General features: G+C 65.9%; 17 protein-coding genes. 13 read left to right on the forward strand and 4 right to left on the reverse strand.

What is annotated here, in order from left to right:
- Position 1: 1 nt before the first annotated feature.
- From HZF03_RS06225 to HZF03_RS06245, 5 genes are read left to right on the forward strand one after another with little or no spacing between them, the layout of a single operon-like run.
- Complete coding sequence (locus tag HZF03_RS06225) at positions 2 to 1,147, forward strand: branched-chain amino acid ABC transporter permease (RefSeq protein WP_119019406.1); 1,146 nt, start codon at positions 2 to 4, stop codon at positions 1,145 to 1,147.
- Positions 1,144 to 1,905, forward strand: a complete 762-nt coding sequence (locus tag HZF03_RS06230) for an ABC transporter ATP-binding protein (protein WP_119019405.1) — start codon at positions 1,144 to 1,146, stop codon at positions 1,903 to 1,905. Before HZF03_RS06225 ends, HZF03_RS06230 begins: the two co-directional genes overlap by 4 nt.
- Positions 1,906 to 1,908: 3 nt before the next feature.
- Positions 1,909 to 2,658 carry an ABC transporter ATP-binding protein gene (locus tag HZF03_RS06235; protein WP_119019404.1) on the forward strand — a complete coding sequence of 250 codons (750 nt, stop codon included), beginning with the start codon at positions 1,909 to 1,911 and terminating at the stop codon, positions 2,656 to 2,658.
- Positions 2,642 to 4,342, forward strand: a complete 1,701-nt coding sequence (locus HZF03_RS06240; RefSeq protein ID WP_119019403.1) for an AMP-dependent synthetase/ligase — start codon at positions 2,642 to 2,644, stop codon at positions 4,340 to 4,342. Before HZF03_RS06235 ends, HZF03_RS06240 begins: the two co-directional genes overlap by 17 nt.
- Positions 4,343 to 4,381: 39 nt before the next feature.
- Positions 4,382 to 5,587, forward strand: a complete 1,206-nt coding sequence (locus HZF03_RS06245) for an ABC transporter substrate-binding protein (protein ID WP_119019402.1) — start codon at positions 4,382 to 4,384, stop codon at positions 5,585 to 5,587.
- Positions 5,588 to 5,777: 190 nt separating this feature from the next.
- Here HZF03_RS06245 and HZF03_RS06250 read toward each other — a convergent pair whose 3' ends face one another.
- Genes HZF03_RS06250 through HZF03_RS06260 form a run of 3 tightly spaced genes read right to left on the reverse strand, consistent with a single transcriptional unit; the run spans position 5,778 to position 8,981 of the window.
- On the reverse strand, positions 5,778 to 6,974 hold the full coding sequence (locus HZF03_RS06250; RefSeq protein WP_119019401.1) for an acyl-CoA dehydrogenase family protein: 1,197 nt from the start codon (positions 6,972 to 6,974) through the stop codon (positions 5,778 to 5,780).
- An 18-nt stretch (positions 6,975 to 6,992) separates the two neighbouring features.
- Positions 6,993 to 8,129 (reverse strand): acyl-CoA dehydrogenase family protein, encoded by a 1,137-nt coding sequence (locus tag HZF03_RS06255; RefSeq protein WP_119019400.1) that lies wholly within the window; start codon positions 8,127 to 8,129, stop codon positions 6,993 to 6,995.
- 3 nt (positions 8,130 to 8,132) lie between these two features.
- A complete protein-coding gene (locus HZF03_RS06260; RefSeq protein WP_119019399.1) occupies positions 8,133 to 8,981 on the reverse strand; it encodes an enoyl-CoA hydratase in 849 nt (282 codons plus the stop codon).
- A gap of 322 nt (positions 8,982 to 9,303) precedes the next feature.
- Here HZF03_RS06260 and exbB point away from each other — a divergent pair, with 322 nt between their 5' ends.
- From exbB to HZF03_RS06275, 3 genes are read left to right on the forward strand one after another with little or no spacing between them, the layout of a single operon-like run.
- Entirely contained in the window at positions 9,304 to 10,104 is an 801-nt protein-coding gene (exbB, locus tag HZF03_RS06265) for a tonB-system energizer ExbB (RefSeq protein WP_234832298.1), read from the forward strand.
- A gap of 4 nt (positions 10,105 to 10,108) precedes the next feature.
- Complete coding sequence (gene exbD / locus HZF03_RS06270) at positions 10,109 to 10,546, forward strand: TonB system transport protein ExbD (RefSeq protein ID WP_119019398.1); 438 nt, start codon at positions 10,109 to 10,111, stop codon at positions 10,544 to 10,546.
- The gene (locus tag HZF03_RS06275; RefSeq protein ID WP_119019397.1) at positions 10,543 to 11,415 is read left to right on the forward strand and encodes an energy transducer TonB; all 873 of its coding nucleotides are present in this window, start codon (positions 10,543 to 10,545) and stop codon (positions 11,413 to 11,415) included. The genes exbD and HZF03_RS06275 overlap by 4 nt, the downstream gene beginning before the upstream one ends.
- 19 nt (positions 11,416 to 11,434) lie before the next feature.
- Here HZF03_RS06275 and HZF03_RS06280 read toward each other — a convergent pair whose 3' ends face one another.
- Positions 11,435 to 12,943, reverse strand: a complete 1,509-nt coding sequence (locus HZF03_RS06280; protein ID WP_179906267.1) for an AMP-binding protein — start codon at positions 12,941 to 12,943, stop codon at positions 11,435 to 11,437.
- A gap of 337 nt (positions 12,944 to 13,280) precedes the next feature.
- On the opposite strand from HZF03_RS06280, the gene HZF03_RS06285 reads away from it, so the two are divergent.
- The 5 genes from HZF03_RS06285 to HZF03_RS06305 are packed head-to-tail and all read left to right on the forward strand — an operon-like array spanning position 13,281 to position 16,330.
- The gene (locus tag HZF03_RS06285; RefSeq protein WP_119019395.1) at positions 13,281 to 14,468 is read left to right on the forward strand and encodes a hypothetical protein; all 1,188 of its coding nucleotides are present in this window, start codon (positions 13,281 to 13,283) and stop codon (positions 14,466 to 14,468) included.
- Between the two features lie 15 nt (positions 14,469 to 14,483).
- The gene (locus HZF03_RS06290) at positions 14,484 to 15,089 is read left to right on the forward strand and encodes a hypothetical protein (RefSeq protein ID WP_012494923.1); all 606 of its coding nucleotides are present in this window, start codon (positions 14,484 to 14,486) and stop codon (positions 15,087 to 15,089) included.
- Complete coding sequence (locus tag HZF03_RS06295; protein WP_119019394.1) at positions 15,076 to 15,468, forward strand: phage holin family protein; 393 nt, start codon at positions 15,076 to 15,078, stop codon at positions 15,466 to 15,468. Before HZF03_RS06290 ends, HZF03_RS06295 begins: the two co-directional genes overlap by 14 nt.
- Positions 15,465 to 16,166, forward strand: coding sequence for a hypothetical protein (locus HZF03_RS06300; RefSeq protein ID WP_119019393.1), 702 nt, complete (start codon positions 15,465 to 15,467; stop codon positions 16,164 to 16,166). Before HZF03_RS06295 ends, HZF03_RS06300 begins: the two co-directional genes overlap by 4 nt.
- A gap of 5 nt (positions 16,167 to 16,171) precedes the next feature.
- On the forward strand, positions 16,172 to 16,330 hold the full coding sequence (locus HZF03_RS06305; RefSeq protein ID WP_165858155.1) for a hypothetical protein: 159 nt from the start codon (positions 16,172 to 16,174) through the stop codon (positions 16,328 to 16,330).
- Positions 16,331 to 16,347 lie beyond the last annotated feature (17 nt).

The following is a 16,347-nucleotide window of genomic DNA, read 5'->3' on the forward strand; positions in this document are numbered from 1 at the left end:
GATGAGCGCGCACGTCCGAACCAGCTACGCGCAGAGCGAGCAGCTGTTCCCGTCGAAGAACGCCGCGTTCTGGTACGCCGTCCTGGTCGCGGCGCTGATCGCCGCGCCTTATGTGCTGGAATCCTATTATCTCAGCCAGCTCGTGTTCGTGCTGATCTACGCCATCGTCGGCATCGCCATGAACGTGCTGTCGGGCCAGGCCGGGCAGGTGTCGATCGGCCATGCCGCGTTCATGGCGATCGGCGCCTACTCCGCCGCGGTGGCCGAGAAATACGGCCTGCCTCTGCCGGTCTATCTGGTGCTGGCCGGCGGTTTCACTGGGCTGATCGGCTATCTGGTCGGACTTCCGGCACTACGGCTTCACGGGATCTATCTGGCGATCGCCACACTGGCGTTCGCGTTCATCGTCGAAGAGATCGTCACCCGCTGGGAGAGCGTCACCAACGGCAACGAAGGCTTGATGCTCGGTGCGCCCTCGCTCTTCGGGCTCAAGCTCGGCGCGCAGGGCTTCTATTATCTCTGCCTCGGCGTCACCGTGGTGGTGATCCTCGCCGCGATCAACATCCTGCGGTCGCCGACCGGGCGCGCCTTCCTGGCGATCCGCGACAGCGAAACCGCGGCGCGCAGCATGGGCATCGACACCGCGCGCTACAAGACGCGCGCGTTCGCGATCTCCGCAGCGTTTACTGGCCTTGCCGGCGTGCTTTACGCGCACAAGCTGTCGTTCATCAGCCCGGAAATGTTCAGCCTGTCGATGTCGATCGAATTCGTCATGATCATCATCATCGGTGGCGTGCTCAGCCTGCGCGGCGCGGTGTTCGGCGCGATTTTCATGATCATCGTCGATCCGATCCTGATCGTGGTGAAGGACAAGGTGCCGCAACTGACGCTCGGGGCGATGCAGGGCGTGGGGCTGTCGGATCAGCTCACCGATGCGATCCAGGCCGGCGTGGTCCGCGTCGCCGGCGCGCCGGGGCTGAAGTCGCTGATCTTCGGCCTGATCATCATCCTGTTCATCATCTTCGAGCCGATGGGCCTCGACGGTCGCTGGGCCCGAGTGAAGTCGTATTTCCGACAGTTCCCGCTGTATCGGCCGACGAGCGCGCGCGCCCAGCGGATGTTCCTGAAGTCGGAGCGCAACCGGTGAGCACGTTCTTCAAGGTCGACAAGCTCACGGTTAAATTCGGCGGTCTCACCGCCGTCGACGACGTCTCCTTCGATATCGCCGAGGGCGAGGTCTTTACCATCATCGGCCCCAACGGTGCCGGCAAGACCACGCTGTTCAATTTGATCAGCCGCCTCTACACGCCCTATGCGGGGCACATCATCTTTCGCGACGAGGACGTCACGCGGTTGTCGGCGCAGCAGATCGCCGGCCGCGGCATCGCCCGCACCTTCCAGAACATCGAGCTGTTCGAGAGTGCTTCCACGCTCGACAATTTGCTGGTCGGCCGCCACCGCCATTCCACCACCTCGACCTGGCAGGACGTCCTGCGGCTGAAGAAGGTCCGCGACGAGGAAATCGCGCATCGCCGCGCGGCCGAGGAGGTGATGGACGTGCTGCGCCTGCAGCGCTACCGCGACACGCCGATCGGCAGCCTGCCATACGGCGTCCGCAAGGTGATCGAGGTCGCCCGCGCGCTGTGCGTCGGCCCGAAGCTGCTGCTGCTCGACGAGCCGTCGTCCGGCCTCAACGTCGAGGAGACCAACGCGATGGCGGAGTGGATCCTCGAGATCAATAACCGACTCGGTATCACCGTACTCATGGTCGAGCACGACATGTCATTGGTCAGCCGCGTGTCGGATCGCGTGCTGGCGCTGAACTACGGGCGGATGATGGCGCTCGGCACGTCCGATGAGGTGCAGAACCATCCCGATGTCGTCGCCGCCTATCTGGGAGCCTGATCGATGAGCGCCCAGCCGATCTTACGGCTTGCCAATATTGAAAGCTGCTACGGCCCGATCACCGCGATCCGGGGCATCACCCTCGATTTGATGCGTGGCCAGATCGTCACCGTGCTCGGTGCCAACGGTGCCGGCAAGACCAGCATCCTGAAGACGATCTCCGGCGTTCTCGATCCGCTGAAAGGCACGGTCGAATTCGAAGGCCGCAACATCCAGTCGATGGAGCCGGACAAGGTGGTGCGGCTCGGCATCAGCCACGTGCCGGAGGGGCGCGAGATCTTCCCGTTCCTCAGCGTCCGCGACAATCTCAAGATGGGCGCCTACATCCGCACCGATCAGCACGAGGTCGCCGCCGACATCGAGAAGGCATTCAATTACTTCCCGGTTCTGCGCGAGCGCCAGGATCAACTGGCCGGTCAGCTCTCCGGTGGCCAGCAACAGATGCTGGCGATCAGCCGCGCGCTGATGGCGCGGCCTAAGGTGCTGCTGCTCGACGAGCCGTCGCTCGGCCTGTCGCCGCTCTTAGTGAAGGAGATCTTCGCGATCATCCGGCGACTCAATGCCGAGGAGGGCGTCTCGATCCTGCTGGTCGAGCAGAACGCGCGGATGGCGCTGGAGACCGCACACTATGGCTATGTGCTCGAGGTCGGCCGGGTGGTGAAGCACGACACCTGCGCCAACTTGATGCAATCGGATCAGATCCGGGAATTTTATCTCGGCCACGGACAGGGCGGACATGGCAAGCGGCACTGACACGACCACGCTGGCGGGCCGCGTCATCGCGGCGCTGCGCCAGCACGGCGATGCCGTGGTGTTGCGCTGGAAGCGATACGGGTTGTGGCAGCCGGTCAGCGGCCGGCAATTCGCGGATCGCATCGAGGCGATCGCCGCCGGCCTGCGCGCCCAAGGCGTCGGCCCCGGTTCGGTCGGCGCGGTGATGGGCGACAATTGTTACGAGTGGGTGCTGGCGGATCTGGCGATCGGCGCCGCCGGCGGTGTCTCCGCCGGGTTCGATCCGCATGGCGATGCAGATGACCTCGCGCGCGTGCTCGGCGACTGCAAGGTGAGCGTGTTGTTCGTCGCCGGCGACGACCAACTGCACAAGGCGCTCGGCGTCCGCGAGCGCTGCCCGTCGCTCCGGCGCATCGTCGCAATGCATCAACAGTGGGACGAGGGCGCCGGTGATCCCGGCGTGATCCCGCTGTCGGCACTCGAAGCCGCGGGACGGGACGGCGCCTCGGGAACGGCAGGCCGCGAGGCCGTGATCATTTACACCTCCGGTAGCACTGGCCCGGTTCGCGGGGCGATCCTCGGCCATGATGCGGTGATCGTGCAGGCCGAGCGGGCGAAGCAGGCGCTGGGATTGCGTGCCAGCGATGAGCGGCTGTCGCTGACGCCGCTGCACCACGTGCTGGAGCGGGTCGTCGGCATCTACGCCTCGCTGCTCGCCGGCACGGTGATCAATTTTCCGGAAAGTCCGGACACGGCGCTGGCCGACCTCGCCGAACTGCAGCCGACCATCGTGCAGGCTTCGCCGCAGCTATTCGCCAGGCTGCACGCCGGCATCATGCTGGCGATCGGCGAAACCACGAAGTTTCAGCGCTGGGCTTGCCGCATCGCGTTCGCCCGTGGCCGTGGCGGCTCGCCACTACGCCTCGTCACCGATCCCTTGGTATTGGCGCCGATCCGGCGACGCCTCGGCCTTTGCCGCGCACGGTTGTGCCTGTCGAGCGGCGCGGCGCTGCGGCCCGATGTGGCCGATTGGTTCGCTGCGCTCGGCCGGCCGTTGACGGATGTCTATGGGCATGCCGAAGCTGGCGGCGCGGTGCGGATCGCCGATCATCACGTGATGGAGTGGAAGCTCGGCGACTATGACGAGCTCTGGCTGCGCGGCGACGCACTGTTTCTCGGCTATGCGGGCGACACCGCGCCCGCCACGCATCGCGATGGCTGGTGGTGCAGCGGCGATATTGCCCGCCGCGACGGGGCCGAGCGCTACGCGATCGTCGGCCGGCTCGAGGACGTGCTGCAGCGGGGCGGCGAGCGCGTGCTGCCGTTCGCTGCCGAGCAGGCGCTCAGCGCATCGCCCTACATCGCCGATGCCTTCGTGTATCTCGACGCCGCCGGCCGCGCCGTGGCGCGGGTGCTGCTCGATAGCGACCACGCGGTCCGCTACGCACAGGACCGCGGCATTCCGTTCACGCACTTCCAGAGCCTATGCCAGGCGGACGAGATCCGCGCGCTGGTCGGCGAGGCCATCGCCGACGTCAACCGCCGCCACACCGCGATCCGCATCGAGCATTTCACGCTGATCGAGCGCGCGCTGCGCCCGGGCGATGCCGCGCTCGCGCCGTCGGGAACGCTGCGGCGGCATCTGCTGAAAGGCGACGACGGCGACGCCGACACCAAACGCCGGTCCGTCGCCGGCGCGCACTAAGAAACTCCAAAGCAAACAACACAGAGAGGGAGCGAAACCATGAAGTCCAGCACTCTGCCGATGCTCGCCGCCGCGGCGCTGATCGGCCTCGGCGCCCAGCCCGCCCTCGCGCAGTTCAAGACCCAGGGTGTCACCGACAGCGAGATCGTGATTGGCACCCACATGGATCTCAGCGGGCCGCTGAAGGCCTGGGGCGTGCCGGCCACCAACGGCATGAAGCTGGCGATCGCGCAGATCAACGATGCCGGTGGCATCAACGGCCGCAAGATCCGGCTGGTCAACGAGGACGACGGCTATGATCCGAAGAAGGCGGTGCTGATCACCCAGAAGCTGATCGAACTCGACAAGGTGTTCGCGATCGTATCGGCAATGGGTTCCGCCACCACGCTGGCGCCGATGCCGCTGGTGCAGTCAGCGGGCCTGCTTCACCTGTTTCCGATCACCGCCGCCGAATTCACCTTCAAGATGGATCCGGCCAAGCCGGAAGATCGGCTGAAGTTCAACATGTTCAGCCCTTACTACGACACGATGCGGCTGGGCATCAAATACGTCATCGAGAAGACCCAGCCCAAGAAGCCCTGCATCGTCTATCAGGACGACGAGATGGGCAAGAACTTCACCGACGCCTACACCGACCAGCTCAAGGCGATGAACATCCCGAGCGCCACGATGGTGTCGTTCAAGCGCGGCGCCACCGACTTCAATTCGCAGGTCGCGCGGATGAAGGCAGATGGCTGTGACATGGTGGCGCTCGGCTCGGTGGTGCGCGAGTCGGTCGGCATCACCACGGCGGCGCAGAAGCTCGGCTGGAAGCCGACCTTCGTGGTGTCATCGCCGAGCTACGTGCCGGATTTTCCGCAGCTCGGCAAGGAAACCACCGAAGGCATCTATGGCGTCGGCCAGACCGAGATCTTCTACGCCGACACCGCCACCGGCGAGGTCAAGAAGTTCATCGAGGACTACAAGAAGATGTTCGGCATCGATGCCAACCAGCAGTCGACCGCCGGCTACAACGGCGTGATGGTGTTCGCGCATTTCGCCAAAAAGGCTGGCAAGACGCTCACCACCGAGTCGCTGATGACCGCGCTGGAATCCGGCGAGACCTTCGATGACATTTTCGGCGGCGCCCCGATCAGCTTCTCAAAGGACAACCACCTCGGCGTCTCGGCGGCGGTGATCGGCCAGATCAAGGACGGCCGTTGGACGACGATCGCCAAGAACCAGTCCTACAAGACCGAGAAATAATCTCGGCGCATTGTCCCAAACCCAAATGCCCGGCCTCGCGCCGGGCATTTTTCTTTCGAAGGCAGCGTTTCAACTCTCAATTCGTCATGGCCGGGCTCGTCCCGGCCATCCACGTTCTTTCATGCGTCCGCTGCAAGACGTGGATGCCCGGCACAAGGCCGGGCATGACGTGGTGAGTTGGACTTAGTGCCTATAGCCCCAGCACCAGCTTGCTGATGATGTCGCGCTGGATCTCGGAGGTGCCGCCGAAGATGGTGTAGGCGCGGCCGTTGAGGTGCGTCGGCATCACGGCGAGTTCGTTCTCCGGAATCGCCGGCGGCGCGTTGAGCCGGTGCAGCGGGCGGGTCGGTTCGACATAGAGGCCGTCTGTGCCGATGACGTCGACGCCGAGTCGGCTCACCGCCTGGTAGATCTCGCTGGTGCGCAGCTTCAGGATCGACGACACCGCGCCGGGGTTCTGGCCGTTCTGCAGCGCCGAGAGCACCCGCAGCTCGGTCATTTCCAGCGCATCGATATCGACCTCGGCCTCCGACATCCGGATCGCGATGTCCGGATCCTCGATCGCCCGGCCGGTCGCGTCCGACTCGGCGAACGCCGCCGCCCGGTGCAGCGCCTTGCGGAGCTTCGCCGAGGCGATGCCGGAGCCGCGCTCGAATTCCAGGAGATACTTGCCGTAGGTCCAGCCCTTGCCTTCCTGGCCGACCAAGTTCGACGCCGGAATCCGGACGTCGTCGAAGAACACCTGGTTGACCTCGTGATCGCCACCGATCGTGAGAATCGGGCGGATGGTGATGCCGGGGCTCTTCATGTCGATCAGCACGAAGCTGATGCCATCCTGCTGCCGCGGCTCGTCGCTGGTGCGCACCAGCGCGAACATCATGTTGGCGTTGTGCGCGTGGGTGGTCCAGATCTTGGTGCCGTTGATGACATACTCATCGCCGTCGCGGACCGCGCGGGTCTTCAGCGACGACAGGTCCGAGCCCGAGCCCGGCTCCGAATAGCCCTGGCACCAATAATCCTCGCAGGACAGAATCCGCGGCAGGAAGTAGTTCTTCTGCTCCGGCGAGCCGAAGCCGATGATCACGGGGCCGACCATCTTGACGCCCATCGGCGTCGGGGAGGGCACGCCCGCATGGGCGCATTCGGTCTCGAAAATCCAGCGCTGTGCCGGCGTCCAGCCGGTGCCGCCATATTCGACCGGCCAGCCCGGCGCGCCCCAGCCCTTGGCGTTGAGGGCGCGTTGCCAAGGCACGCCGGTCTCCGGCTCGGAGAACACCGAGGCGTTGAGCGACTCGGCCCGCTTCATGTCGGGCGTCAGATTCGCCGCGATGAAATCGCGGACCTCTTGCTGGAAGGCGAGCTCGGCTTCGCCGAAGGTCATGTCCATGTCGATGCCTCGCTTTGCTTAAACAGGCCGGCCGCTGAGCGCAGCATGGCGGCGATAGTGATGGGTGCTGCCGCCGAACAGCGTCTCGAACGCCAGCAGGCGTTTGAAATATGCGCCGACGTCGAGTTCCTCGGTGACGCCCATGCCGCCGTGAAGCTGCACCGACTGCTCGGCGACGAAGCGTGCGCCCTTGCCGATCTTGGCCTTGGCGCCGGAGGCGGCACGGCCACGCTCGGTGGCCTCGGCATCCGCCTTCAGAGCCGCACGCAGCGCCATCGAGCGGGCTTCGTCGACCTGCACCGACATGTCGGTCAGCCGATGCCGCACCACCTGGTTGGCGGCGAGCGGCCGGCCGAACTGTTTTCGAACTTTGGTGTAGTCGAGCGTCTTGTCGGTCAGCGTCTGCATCATGCCGACCGCTTCGGCCGACATCGCCGCGAGCGCGCGATCGACCACGGCCTCGATCGCCGGATACGCATCGCCGTCAGTGCCGAGCATCGCGTCGGCCGGGACGCGCACGCCTTGCAGCGTCAGATTGCATGCCCGTCCGCCACCGAGCCGCGGATAGTCGGCGAGCGATAGCCTCGCCGCGTCGCGCGGCACCAGGAACAGCCGCAGCGAGCCGCTGCCGTTGTTCGCCAGCCGCGCCGAGACGATCAGCTGATCGGCCGAGGCGCCGTCCAGCACCGCAACTTTAGCGCCGTCGATCACATAGTGATCGCCGTCTTTGCGCGCGGTGGTGTCGACGCGCGATAGATCTGCGCGCGCGGCGCGTTCGGCATGCGCGAAAGCGAGCCGCAACGTTCCTTCCGCGATCTGCGGCAGCAGCGCCGCCTTCTGCTCGTCGCGGCCATGTTCGGCGACGAGGCCGGCGCCGAGCACCACGGTCGACAGATACGGCTCGCTGACGAGGCCGCGGCCGAACGCTTCCATCAGGATGCCGACTTCGATCGCGCCGCCGCCGATGCCGCCATGCGCCTCGGGCAGCGGCAGCGCCAGCCAGCCGAGATCGGCGAACTGCTTCCAGATTGCTTCGCTGAAGCCGAACGGCTCCTTGGCGTTCTGCTCGCGCAGCTTCGTCGTGTAGGTCTCGGCGATGAAGCGGTCGGCGCTTTCGCGCAGCAGCCGCTGTTCGTCACTGGGCGTGAGATCCATCGCTTACACCTTTACTTGCTTGCGCACCGACGGATGCAGTCCCGACGGATCGACGATCATTCCAAACTCCTGCAGATTATGAGCGTGACAAAGCTGATGCAGCGCGAACGCCTGATCGATCGCGGCCGGCTGCCCCTGGATATCCACCGAGCGGTTGACCGCTTCCTTGGTCATCTTCAGCGCAAAGCTCGGCTTGGCGGCGATCCGCTGGGCCAGCGCCATGGTGAAAGCGGATAGTTCGGTGGCAGGCACCACGTGATTGACCATGCCGAGCTGATGGGCTTCTTGCGCGCTCCAGCTGTCGGCGGTGAACAACAACTCCTTGGCCTTGCGCGGGCCGAGCTCCCAGGGATGCACGAACCACTCGACGCCGCACACGCCCATTGTCACCACCGGATCGCAGAACTCGGCCGAGTCGGCGGCGACGATCAGGTCGCAGGCCCAGGCCAGCATCAAGCCGCCGGCAATGCACTTGCCGTGCACTTCGGCGATGGTCGGCTTGGCGAGATTGCGCCAGCGCCGGGTGATCTGCAGATAGATCTCCTGCTCGCGTGCCATCCGTCCGTGCGCGCCCGGCTCGCGAAACCCGCCCCAGGCGCCGATCGGCGGAAAGTCGATACCGGCTTCATTCTTGGTGGTCGCGCGCAGATCGTGGCCGGCGGAGAAGTGCGGACCGGCACCGGCCAGGATAATCACCTTGACGGTGTCGTCCTGCACCGCGTCGTCGAACGCGGCGTTGAGGTCGTAGGTCATCTGCAGATTTTGCGCGTTGCGCGCGTCGGGACGGTTCATCACGATTCGTGCGACCGCCGGATCCGGTCGCTCGACCAGGATCGTCTCGTAGGAGCTCATCCATCCTCCCGTTTCTTATTGTCTCGGCTTGTGGCGCCGGTTGTGTTTCGCGGAGTTTGGCAGGTCGCGCGCGCGACTGCAAACGGCATCTCTGCGGCTCTTGCTGAGGAATTCCGTACGACGGAGCGCGCTGAAAATGCCAGCCCGCCATCCTGCGCCGGTTCCGGAAAATAGCCGCTTTGAGCCAGAACAAACCGCGTCCGATGGGTTTATGCGATGGCCTCCGGCATCGGACCCGGGGGCCAGAATTGATTTCGGGTGGCCAGCGATCCGTGCGATAGCTCGCGGCCCCGCGCCGAACGTCTTTGCCTGTCGAAAGTGGATGATGCCGCCATTTTGCGTCCCGCCGATGATCCGCAATCTCGTCCGCGCCGGCGCGCTCGGCTCCGTGGTCGCGCTGTTACACGGCACCGCCGCTTATGCCGCCGCCGATATCGCCAGCCTGCCGCGCGACCTGTCGGCCTGGGGCATGTTCAAGAACGCCGACATTGTCGTGAAGGTGGTGATGGCAGGCCTCGCGCTGGCATCGCTCGCGACCTGGACGGTGTGGCTGTCGAAGACCATCGAGCTACGGCGCGAAACCGCGCGCGCCCGCGATGGTCTCAGCAAGCTCGAAACCGATACCACGCTGGCCGAGCTCGGCCGCAGCAGCGAGGGTGCGCATGACGCGGTGTCGCAGCTGATCCAGACGGCGGCGCGCGAAGGCAGCCTGTCGGGCTGGACTTTCGATGCCGACTTCAAGGAGCGCGTCGCGCTGCGGCTGGAGCGGGTCGAAGCGGCGATGGCGCGCAAGATCGCCAGCGGCACCGGCATTCTCGCCACCGTCGGCGCGGTGGCGCCGTTCGTCGGCCTGTTCGGCACAGTGTGGGGCATCATGAATGCCTTCATCGGCATTTCCGAAGCGCACACTACCAATCTGGCGGTGGTGGCACCCGGCATCGCCGAGGCGCTGCTCGCCACCGCGCTCGGCCTGGTCGCCGCGGTGCCGGCGGTGGTGATCTACAACTATCTGGTCCGTGCCATTGCGACCTATCGGGCGCTGCTCGGCGACGCCTCGGCGCAGGTGCTGCTGCTCGTCAGCCGCGACCGCGGCCGCTCGGCGCGGCAGATGCGGGCGGGGTGACGCGATGGGCGTGCGGCTCGGCGGACGACGGCCTGCGGCGGAGGGCGATCTCGAGGTCGCGCATGAGATCAACGTCACGCCGTTTATCGACGTGATGCTGGTGTTGCTGATCATCTTCATGGTGGCGGCGCCGCTCGCCACCGTCGATATCGGCGTCGATCTGCCGGCCTCCACTGCACAGCCCCAGCCTCGTCCGGACAAGCCGGTGTATCTGTCGGTGCAGCCGGATCTGACGCTCGCGGTCGGCGAGACCATCGTGGGGCGTGATACGCTGGGGGCTGCGCTGCAGAGTGCGACGAATGGCAACAAGGACGAACGGATCTTCGTGCGCGCCGACAAGGCGGTTGCTTATGGCGAGTTGATGGCGGTGATGAACCTGCTGCGCGACGCCGGCTATCTCAAGGTCGCGCTGGTTGGACTCGACGGCCGGGATCAGCCATGAACGACTACGTGCTGCACGAGGCGCCCGGGCGCGGCCGCAGCCAATGGCTGCTGTCGGCGGCCGCGATCGTCATGGCGCATTTCGGGCTGATCGCCGCTGCGGTCGCCTGGTATCAACAGGCTCCGTCACCAGGCGTGGTGATGCCGGCGATCCTGGTCGACATGGCGCCGGCCTCCGCGGCGCCCGCACTGCAGCCGCAGGATCTCGCGCCGGGACCTGAGATGCAGGAAGCGCCCAAGCCACAGGATGAGGCGAAACAGCCGCCGCCGTCACCGGCTCTTGAACCTCCGCAGCAACTCGCGGCACAGCCGCCAGAGCCCCTCGCGCCAGTGGTGCCGGAATCGGAAGTCGTACTGCCGCAACCGCCCGCTGCGGTCGAACCTTTGCGGCGTGACGACGCCAAGCCGAAGCGGGAGGAGATCAGGCGCGAGCGGGCGAAGCGCGATGATATCAAGCGGGACGAGGCCAAGGCCAAGCCGCATGCGCACCCGCCGGCGCCGCGTACCACGGCGGCGCCGAAGGCCGAGCGCCAGGCTGCGCTCGCCGCCGCGCCGAGCGCGGGGCAGGCTGCTGCAACCGCTGCGTTGCCTTCGTATCGCGACCGGCTGGCCGCGCATCTTGCCCGCTACAAGCAATATCCGTCGGAGTCGCGGGCGGCGCGCGAGCAGGGCACGGCGATGCTGTCGTTCACCGTCGGCCGCGGCGGCCAAGTGCTCGGCAGCCGGCTGGCCCGCACTTCCGGCCATGCCGCGCTCGACGCCGAGACCATGGCGATGATCCGCCGCGCCCAGCCGCTGCCGCCGTTCCCGAGCGAGATCACCCAATCGTCGCTCAGCTTCACCGTGCCGGTGCGATTTTCGCTGCAGTGAGTGAGCGCGCAGGCCGGCGTCAGGCCTGCCCGTGCGCTGTCTTCACTGCAGCCCGATCGATAGCACCCTTCGCATCCTTCGGCAGCGCCTCGACGAACACCACGTGCTTTGGCTTCTTGTAGCGGGCGATCAGCGATGCGACGAATTCGGCGAGGGCGTCTGCGGCGATGCTTTCGCCTGGTTTGCATACGCACACCGCCTTGATCGCTTCGCTCCATTGCGGATCTGGCACGCCGATCACCACCGCGTCGGCGATCGCTGGATGCTGCTTCAGTGCGCCTTCGACCTCGGCTGGATAGACGTTCTCGCCGCCGGTCTTGATCAGCTCCTTTTCGGGCGCGCGGCCGGCGTAGAACAAATAACCGTCGGCATCGAATCGGCCCATGTCCCCGGTATGGTGCCAGCCGTTGCGGAACGCATGCTGGGTGGCGGCCGCATTGTTCCAGTAGCCTTTGAATACGGTCGGGCCGCGCAGCACGATCTCGCCGACTTCGCCCGGCGGCAGCGGGCGATCTTCCGCATCGACCACCGCGACGGTGCGCCAGAACAGGGGGCGCCCGGCGGATTTCGGCCGGTCACGATAGGGCGCAAAAGTTGAGAGCCCCGAGGTTTCTGATTGGCCGAACGTTGCCCAGAACGTCGCATTGGGGCAGGTGGCCTCGAACCGCTCGATCGTCTCCGGCGTGTCGAGCCCGGTCACGGCGCGCAGGCTGGCCAGCTGCGCCGGCTCGGCCTGATCGAGAATGTTGCCGAGCATCGGCGCGAACTCGGCCATCACCGTCACCCTGTGAGCTTCGATGTCGCGCGCCGCCTGCGGCGGGTCGAACTTTGCGGCGATCACGCTCGCGCCGCCGGCCTGCTGCAGGGTCAGCATCAGGCCGAGCCCGGTGACGTGAAACAGCGGCAGCATGCCGAGATTGACGTCGGCTTCGGTCAGTCGCCATGCGTCGACCAGCGAGCTTTGCGCGATCAAGAGATTGCCCTGCGAGATCAGCGCGCCGCGCGGCCGGCCGCCGACCGCGGCGGTGTGGATGATGACGAAGCCGTCGGCAGCGCCGAACTCCGGGGCGCTGAACGGCGTGTCCGAGGCGAGATCCTTGAACGGCGCAAACGGTCCGCTACCGTCGCCGATCGCGTAGGCTTTCTTGACGCCGCCGAGCGAAGGCAGCACCCCGGCAACGATGTCGCGATAATCGGTGCCGGCCACCACCACGCTGGGCGCGCCGTCGCCGAGCACGAAGGCGATCTCGTCGGCGTTGAGCCGATAGTTTACGGGCAGCAGGATCGCGCCGATCAACGCCACCGCGCCGATCAGCTCGATCATCTCGATGCAATTCTGCGACAGAATCGCCACCCGGTCGCCGGTGTGCACGCCGTCGCGGAGCAGGCCGCTGGCCAGCCGCTCGGCCCGTGCCAGATAGTCGCGGTGGGTGAGGTGGACGCCATCGACCATGAAAGCCGTGCGATCGGGAAACAGCGCCGCGTTGCGGCGATAGACGTCGGCTAGCGTGAAGTCGTGAAGCGCCATCATGTCCCCCCTGGTACAGCCGAGGTCGCATGGTGCGGTCGGCCTGGATTGTTGTGCCGGCCGGTTCAGCCGGCCGTTCGCGCCTTGCTTTGTAGCGAACATCTTCATGCGGCGGAAAGCACCATCGCGATCTGATCGTCGGCAACCCGACCGCGCTACCGCTCAGGGCGGCCGAGAATCCACCGAAACGTCGGAGGTCAGTCGAATTTTAGTGGCCTGCGGCCAACCTCCGCTTCTCCTCTTGTTCCCGAATCCCCATTTGAATGAATGCATTGACAAGTGAGGAACAGAGCCGACCCTGTCGAGTTGGGCACCCGGACATGCATGGAGGCATTTGATGGCCAACGATACGCGCAGCCTGGAAGAGATTCGCCGCGACACCGAGCGTGCCCGTGCCGGCCTGACCGAGACCGTTGGCCAGTTGCGTGCCACGGTGACCGACACTGCCAACGACGTGCGCGAGAAATACTCGCCAGCCGCGATCAAGGCGGAGGTCAACAACTACATCAAATCGCGCGGTGAAGACCTCGCCGACGGCGTGCGCGACTCGATCCGCAACAACCCCGTGCAAGCGGTCGCGGTGGGCGCCACGTTGGCGTATCCGCTGTGGAAGATCGTGCGGGCGATTCCGACGCCGGTGCTGATGATCGGGGCGGGCCTGTATCTCGCCGGCACCCGGTCCGGCACAGAACTTACGCAGCGTGCCTCCGATGCGGCGCGTGACCTCGCCGGAGATCTCGAGCGCCGTGCCCGCGATTTCTCTGCCGATGCCGCCGATAGCGCGATCGCAGCTCGGGAATACGCCTCCGGCGCGATTGATGCCGCGGGGGAAGTCGTGGCGAGCCGCGCAGACCAATTCCGTCAGGCGGCGACGGCCACCGCGGCTGATCTTAAGCACAAGGGACAGGACCTCGGCCGCAGCGTGTCCGAAAGTAGTGACGAGTTGCGTCGCCGTGCCAGTGCGGCTGGTGAAGCGTTTGCTGGCGAGGCCGACCAGCTCGCGGCGCGCGGCGCAGGACTCGCCGGCATGGTCGTAGACACGGTCCGCGACGCGGCCGAACAGGTCCGCGATCGCGCCGGGGATGCGGCGACCAAGATGCGCGAGACGCTTCACGACACCCGCGATGCCGGGATGGATGCGGCGTCCCGGCTGCGCGATCAGGCGACCGATTTCGGCAACCGCGCCACCAAGACCGCTAGGCAGACCTTGACCGATCATCCGCTGCTGGTGGCGGGCGCAGGTCTGCTAATTGGTGGACTGATTGCAAGCGCCTTCCCGCGCGTTCGCGCCAGTGGCACCCGTGTGGGCCGTCAGGTTGCTGCGGGGGCTAAGGACATGGTGACGCGTGGCGCCGAAAAGGGGCAGGCCGCCTATCAAGGGGCAGCTCAGGAAGCGGAGAAACAGGGATTGACTGGTGAAGATCTCGCCGAGAACGTTCGCGATCTCGGCCAGCGCGTCCGCAAGGTCGCCGAGGCTGCTGTCACATCATTCGAGGCGTCGTCGCCCTCGCAGAACAAACATTGATCGGAGACATCGGACATGGCTGAGCAGATCGTCAAGAATCCCGGCGCGACCGGCGGCAGCAATGGCGGTCGCCAGCAGCAGCCCCCTAAATCCCCCAAGAAGGATGCGCAGGAGCTTTCGGGTGAGTTTGGACAAAGCGGTGAGCACGAGCGTGACCTGAAGGAGCGGATCGTCGGCCTCGCAAGCGACTCGGCAGATGCAGCGCGCGCCAAGGCGGAAGAGTTCGCCGAAACGGCCAAGGAATTCGCGGCCGAGGCCGGCGAATCGCTGAAGCGCCGCGCCTATGAAGAGAAGCAGGCGGGCGCCGACTACGTCGCCAACATCGCCGACGCCATCCGTCGCGCTTCGCGCGAGTTCGACAATGATCTGCCGATCGCCGGGGTTTACATGCGCAAGGCCGCGTCCAAGGTCGAGGACATCTCCGACACCGTGCAGCGCGGTGATCTGTCTGACCTCGTCCACGGCGTCCAGGATTTTGCGCGTCGCCAGCCCACCGTGTTCCTCGGCCTCGCCGTCCTGGCCGGCTTCGGTGCCGTGCGGTTCTTGAAGAGCTCAACGGGACGCGACAGCCGCGTCGTCGATGCCGAGCCCAACCGAGGTTCTGACGATGACAACGCCTAATAATCGTTCGATCCCGGATTTGGTGGGCGACGCATTTACCCAGTTCGCCAAGCTGGTCAGCAACGAATTCGATCTGGCCCGCGCCGAGATTTCGGAGAAGTTCGGCCAGATCGGCCGCGCCGCGGCGATGATAGGGGCCGGTGCGGTGATCCTGATCCCCGGCCTCATTCTTCTCCTGATGGCCGCGGTGGCGGCCCTGGTCGAGCATGGGTTTTCACAGTCGGTCGCGTATTTGATCGTGGGTGCATGCACCACAGGTCTAGCCGCGGCACTGATCGCCTTCGGCGCCAACCGCCTGTCGCCGGAGACGCTGAAGCCGGAAATGACAATCGAGCAATTGCAGCGGGACAAGGAAGCGGCCGGGGAGATGATCCGATGACCAAGAAAAATGGTGTGCCGTTCGTCAGCGATCTCGGCGACGCGATGCGGCGCAATCCGGTTTCCACCGCGCTGATCGGCATGGGACTGCTCTGGCTGTTCACCGGCGACCGCGCGAAAGCGAGCGCGGAGCGTATTGCTCGCGGCACCGGCCTCGACCGCGTGCCGGACGTTGCGTCCGATGCCCTTCACAGGGTTGGCGAGCGTTTTGCCGACGTCGGCGAGAAATTGTCCGAGGTGCGGGACAGCGCCGCCAACGCAGCCGGCGAGACGGCCCGAATGGCGCGCGATCGAGGCACCGAAGCTTTCGAGCGTGCGTCCGAGTTCGGCCGGGCGATTCCGGAAGCCGGTGCGGATCTGTACGACAGCGCCAAGACCAAGCTCTCGGATCTGTTCAACGAGCAACCGCTGCTGCTCGGCGCGATCGGTGTCGCGATCGGTGCTGGCATTGCGGCGTCGTTGCCGGCGACCGAGACCGAGCGCGAACTATTCGGCGACACCAGCGACGAGATGATGACGCAAGCACGCGGCTACGCGGAGCGGGCGAGCAGCATGGCGCGTGACGTTGCCGGTGCGGCGGCCGATGAAGCCCGTCGTCAAGGGCTGACGCCGGAGGCCGCGATGGCTGCGGTTCGTGAGGTCGGCGAGAAAGCCAAGCGGGTCGTGGAAGTCGCTGATGACAATGTCCGCCTGGAGTGATCGCGATGGACAACGACAAGGCGCCTGACGATCGCCCCGGCGATGCGATGAAGAGCGGCACTCGTGAGCCTTGGAAGAAGCCGGGGCAAAGCTCTCAGGTCGAAGATCAGAACCCGCCCGACAAGCCGGATCTGGAGCGCTGGCACGAAACCGACACGCACTGATTCTTCCAAAGACCTGG

The sequence above is a fragment of the Rhodopseudomonas palustris genome, from assembly GCF_013415845.1.
Classification (GTDB): Bacteria; Pseudomonadota; Alphaproteobacteria; order Rhizobiales; family Xanthobacteraceae; genus Rhodopseudomonas; species Rhodopseudomonas palustris_F.

What these genes read in the sequence shown, in the direction of transcription:
- HZF03_RS06225 (WP_119019406.1), top strand. Translation starts at nt 2, where the DNA reads ATGAGCGCGCACGTCCGAACCAGCTACGCGCAGAGCGAGCAGCTGTTC.
- HZF03_RS06235 (WP_119019404.1), top strand. Translation starts at nt 1,909, where the DNA reads ATGAGCGCCCAGCCGATCTTACGGCTTGCCAATATTGAAAGCTGCTAC.
- HZF03_RS06240 (WP_119019403.1), top strand. Translation starts at nt 2,642, where the DNA reads ATGGCAAGCGGCACTGACACGACCACGCTGGCGGGCCGCGTCATCGCG.
- HZF03_RS06245 (WP_119019402.1), top strand. Translation starts at nt 4,382, where the DNA reads ATGAAGTCCAGCACTCTGCCGATGCTCGCCGCCGCGGCGCTGATCGGC.
- HZF03_RS06250 (WP_119019401.1), bottom strand. Translation starts at nt 6,974, where the DNA reads ATGGACATGACCTTCGGCGAAGCCGAGCTCGCCTTCCAGCAAGAGGTC.
- HZF03_RS06255 (WP_119019400.1), bottom strand. Translation starts at nt 8,129, where the DNA reads ATGGATCTCACGCCCAGTGACGAACAGCGGCTGCTGCGCGAAAGCGCC.
- HZF03_RS06260 (WP_119019399.1), bottom strand. Translation starts at nt 8,981, where the DNA reads ATGAGCTCCTACGAGACGATCCTGGTCGAGCGACCGGATCCGGCGGTC.
- exbB (WP_234832298.1), top strand. Translation starts at nt 9,304, where the DNA reads ATGATGCCGCCATTTTGCGTCCCGCCGATGATCCGCAATCTCGTCCGC.
- exbD (WP_119019398.1), top strand. Translation starts at nt 10,109, where the DNA reads ATGGGCGTGCGGCTCGGCGGACGACGGCCTGCGGCGGAGGGCGATCTC.
- HZF03_RS06275 (WP_119019397.1), top strand. Translation starts at nt 10,543, where the DNA reads ATGAACGACTACGTGCTGCACGAGGCGCCCGGGCGCGGCCGCAGCCAA.
- HZF03_RS06280 (WP_179906267.1), bottom strand. Translation starts at nt 12,943, where the DNA reads ATGGCGCTTCACGACTTCACGCTAGCCGACGTCTATCGCCGCAACGCG.
- HZF03_RS06285 (WP_119019395.1), top strand. Translation starts at nt 13,281, where the DNA reads ATGGCCAACGATACGCGCAGCCTGGAAGAGATTCGCCGCGACACCGAG.
- HZF03_RS06290 (WP_012494923.1), top strand. Translation starts at nt 14,484, where the DNA reads ATGGCTGAGCAGATCGTCAAGAATCCCGGCGCGACCGGCGGCAGCAAT.
- HZF03_RS06295 (WP_119019394.1), top strand. Translation starts at nt 15,076, where the DNA reads ATGACAACGCCTAATAATCGTTCGATCCCGGATTTGGTGGGCGACGCA.
- HZF03_RS06300 (WP_119019393.1), top strand. Translation starts at nt 15,465, where the DNA reads ATGACCAAGAAAAATGGTGTGCCGTTCGTCAGCGATCTCGGCGACGCG.
- HZF03_RS06305 (WP_165858155.1), top strand. Translation starts at nt 16,172, where the DNA reads ATGGACAACGACAAGGCGCCTGACGATCGCCCCGGCGATGCGATGAAG.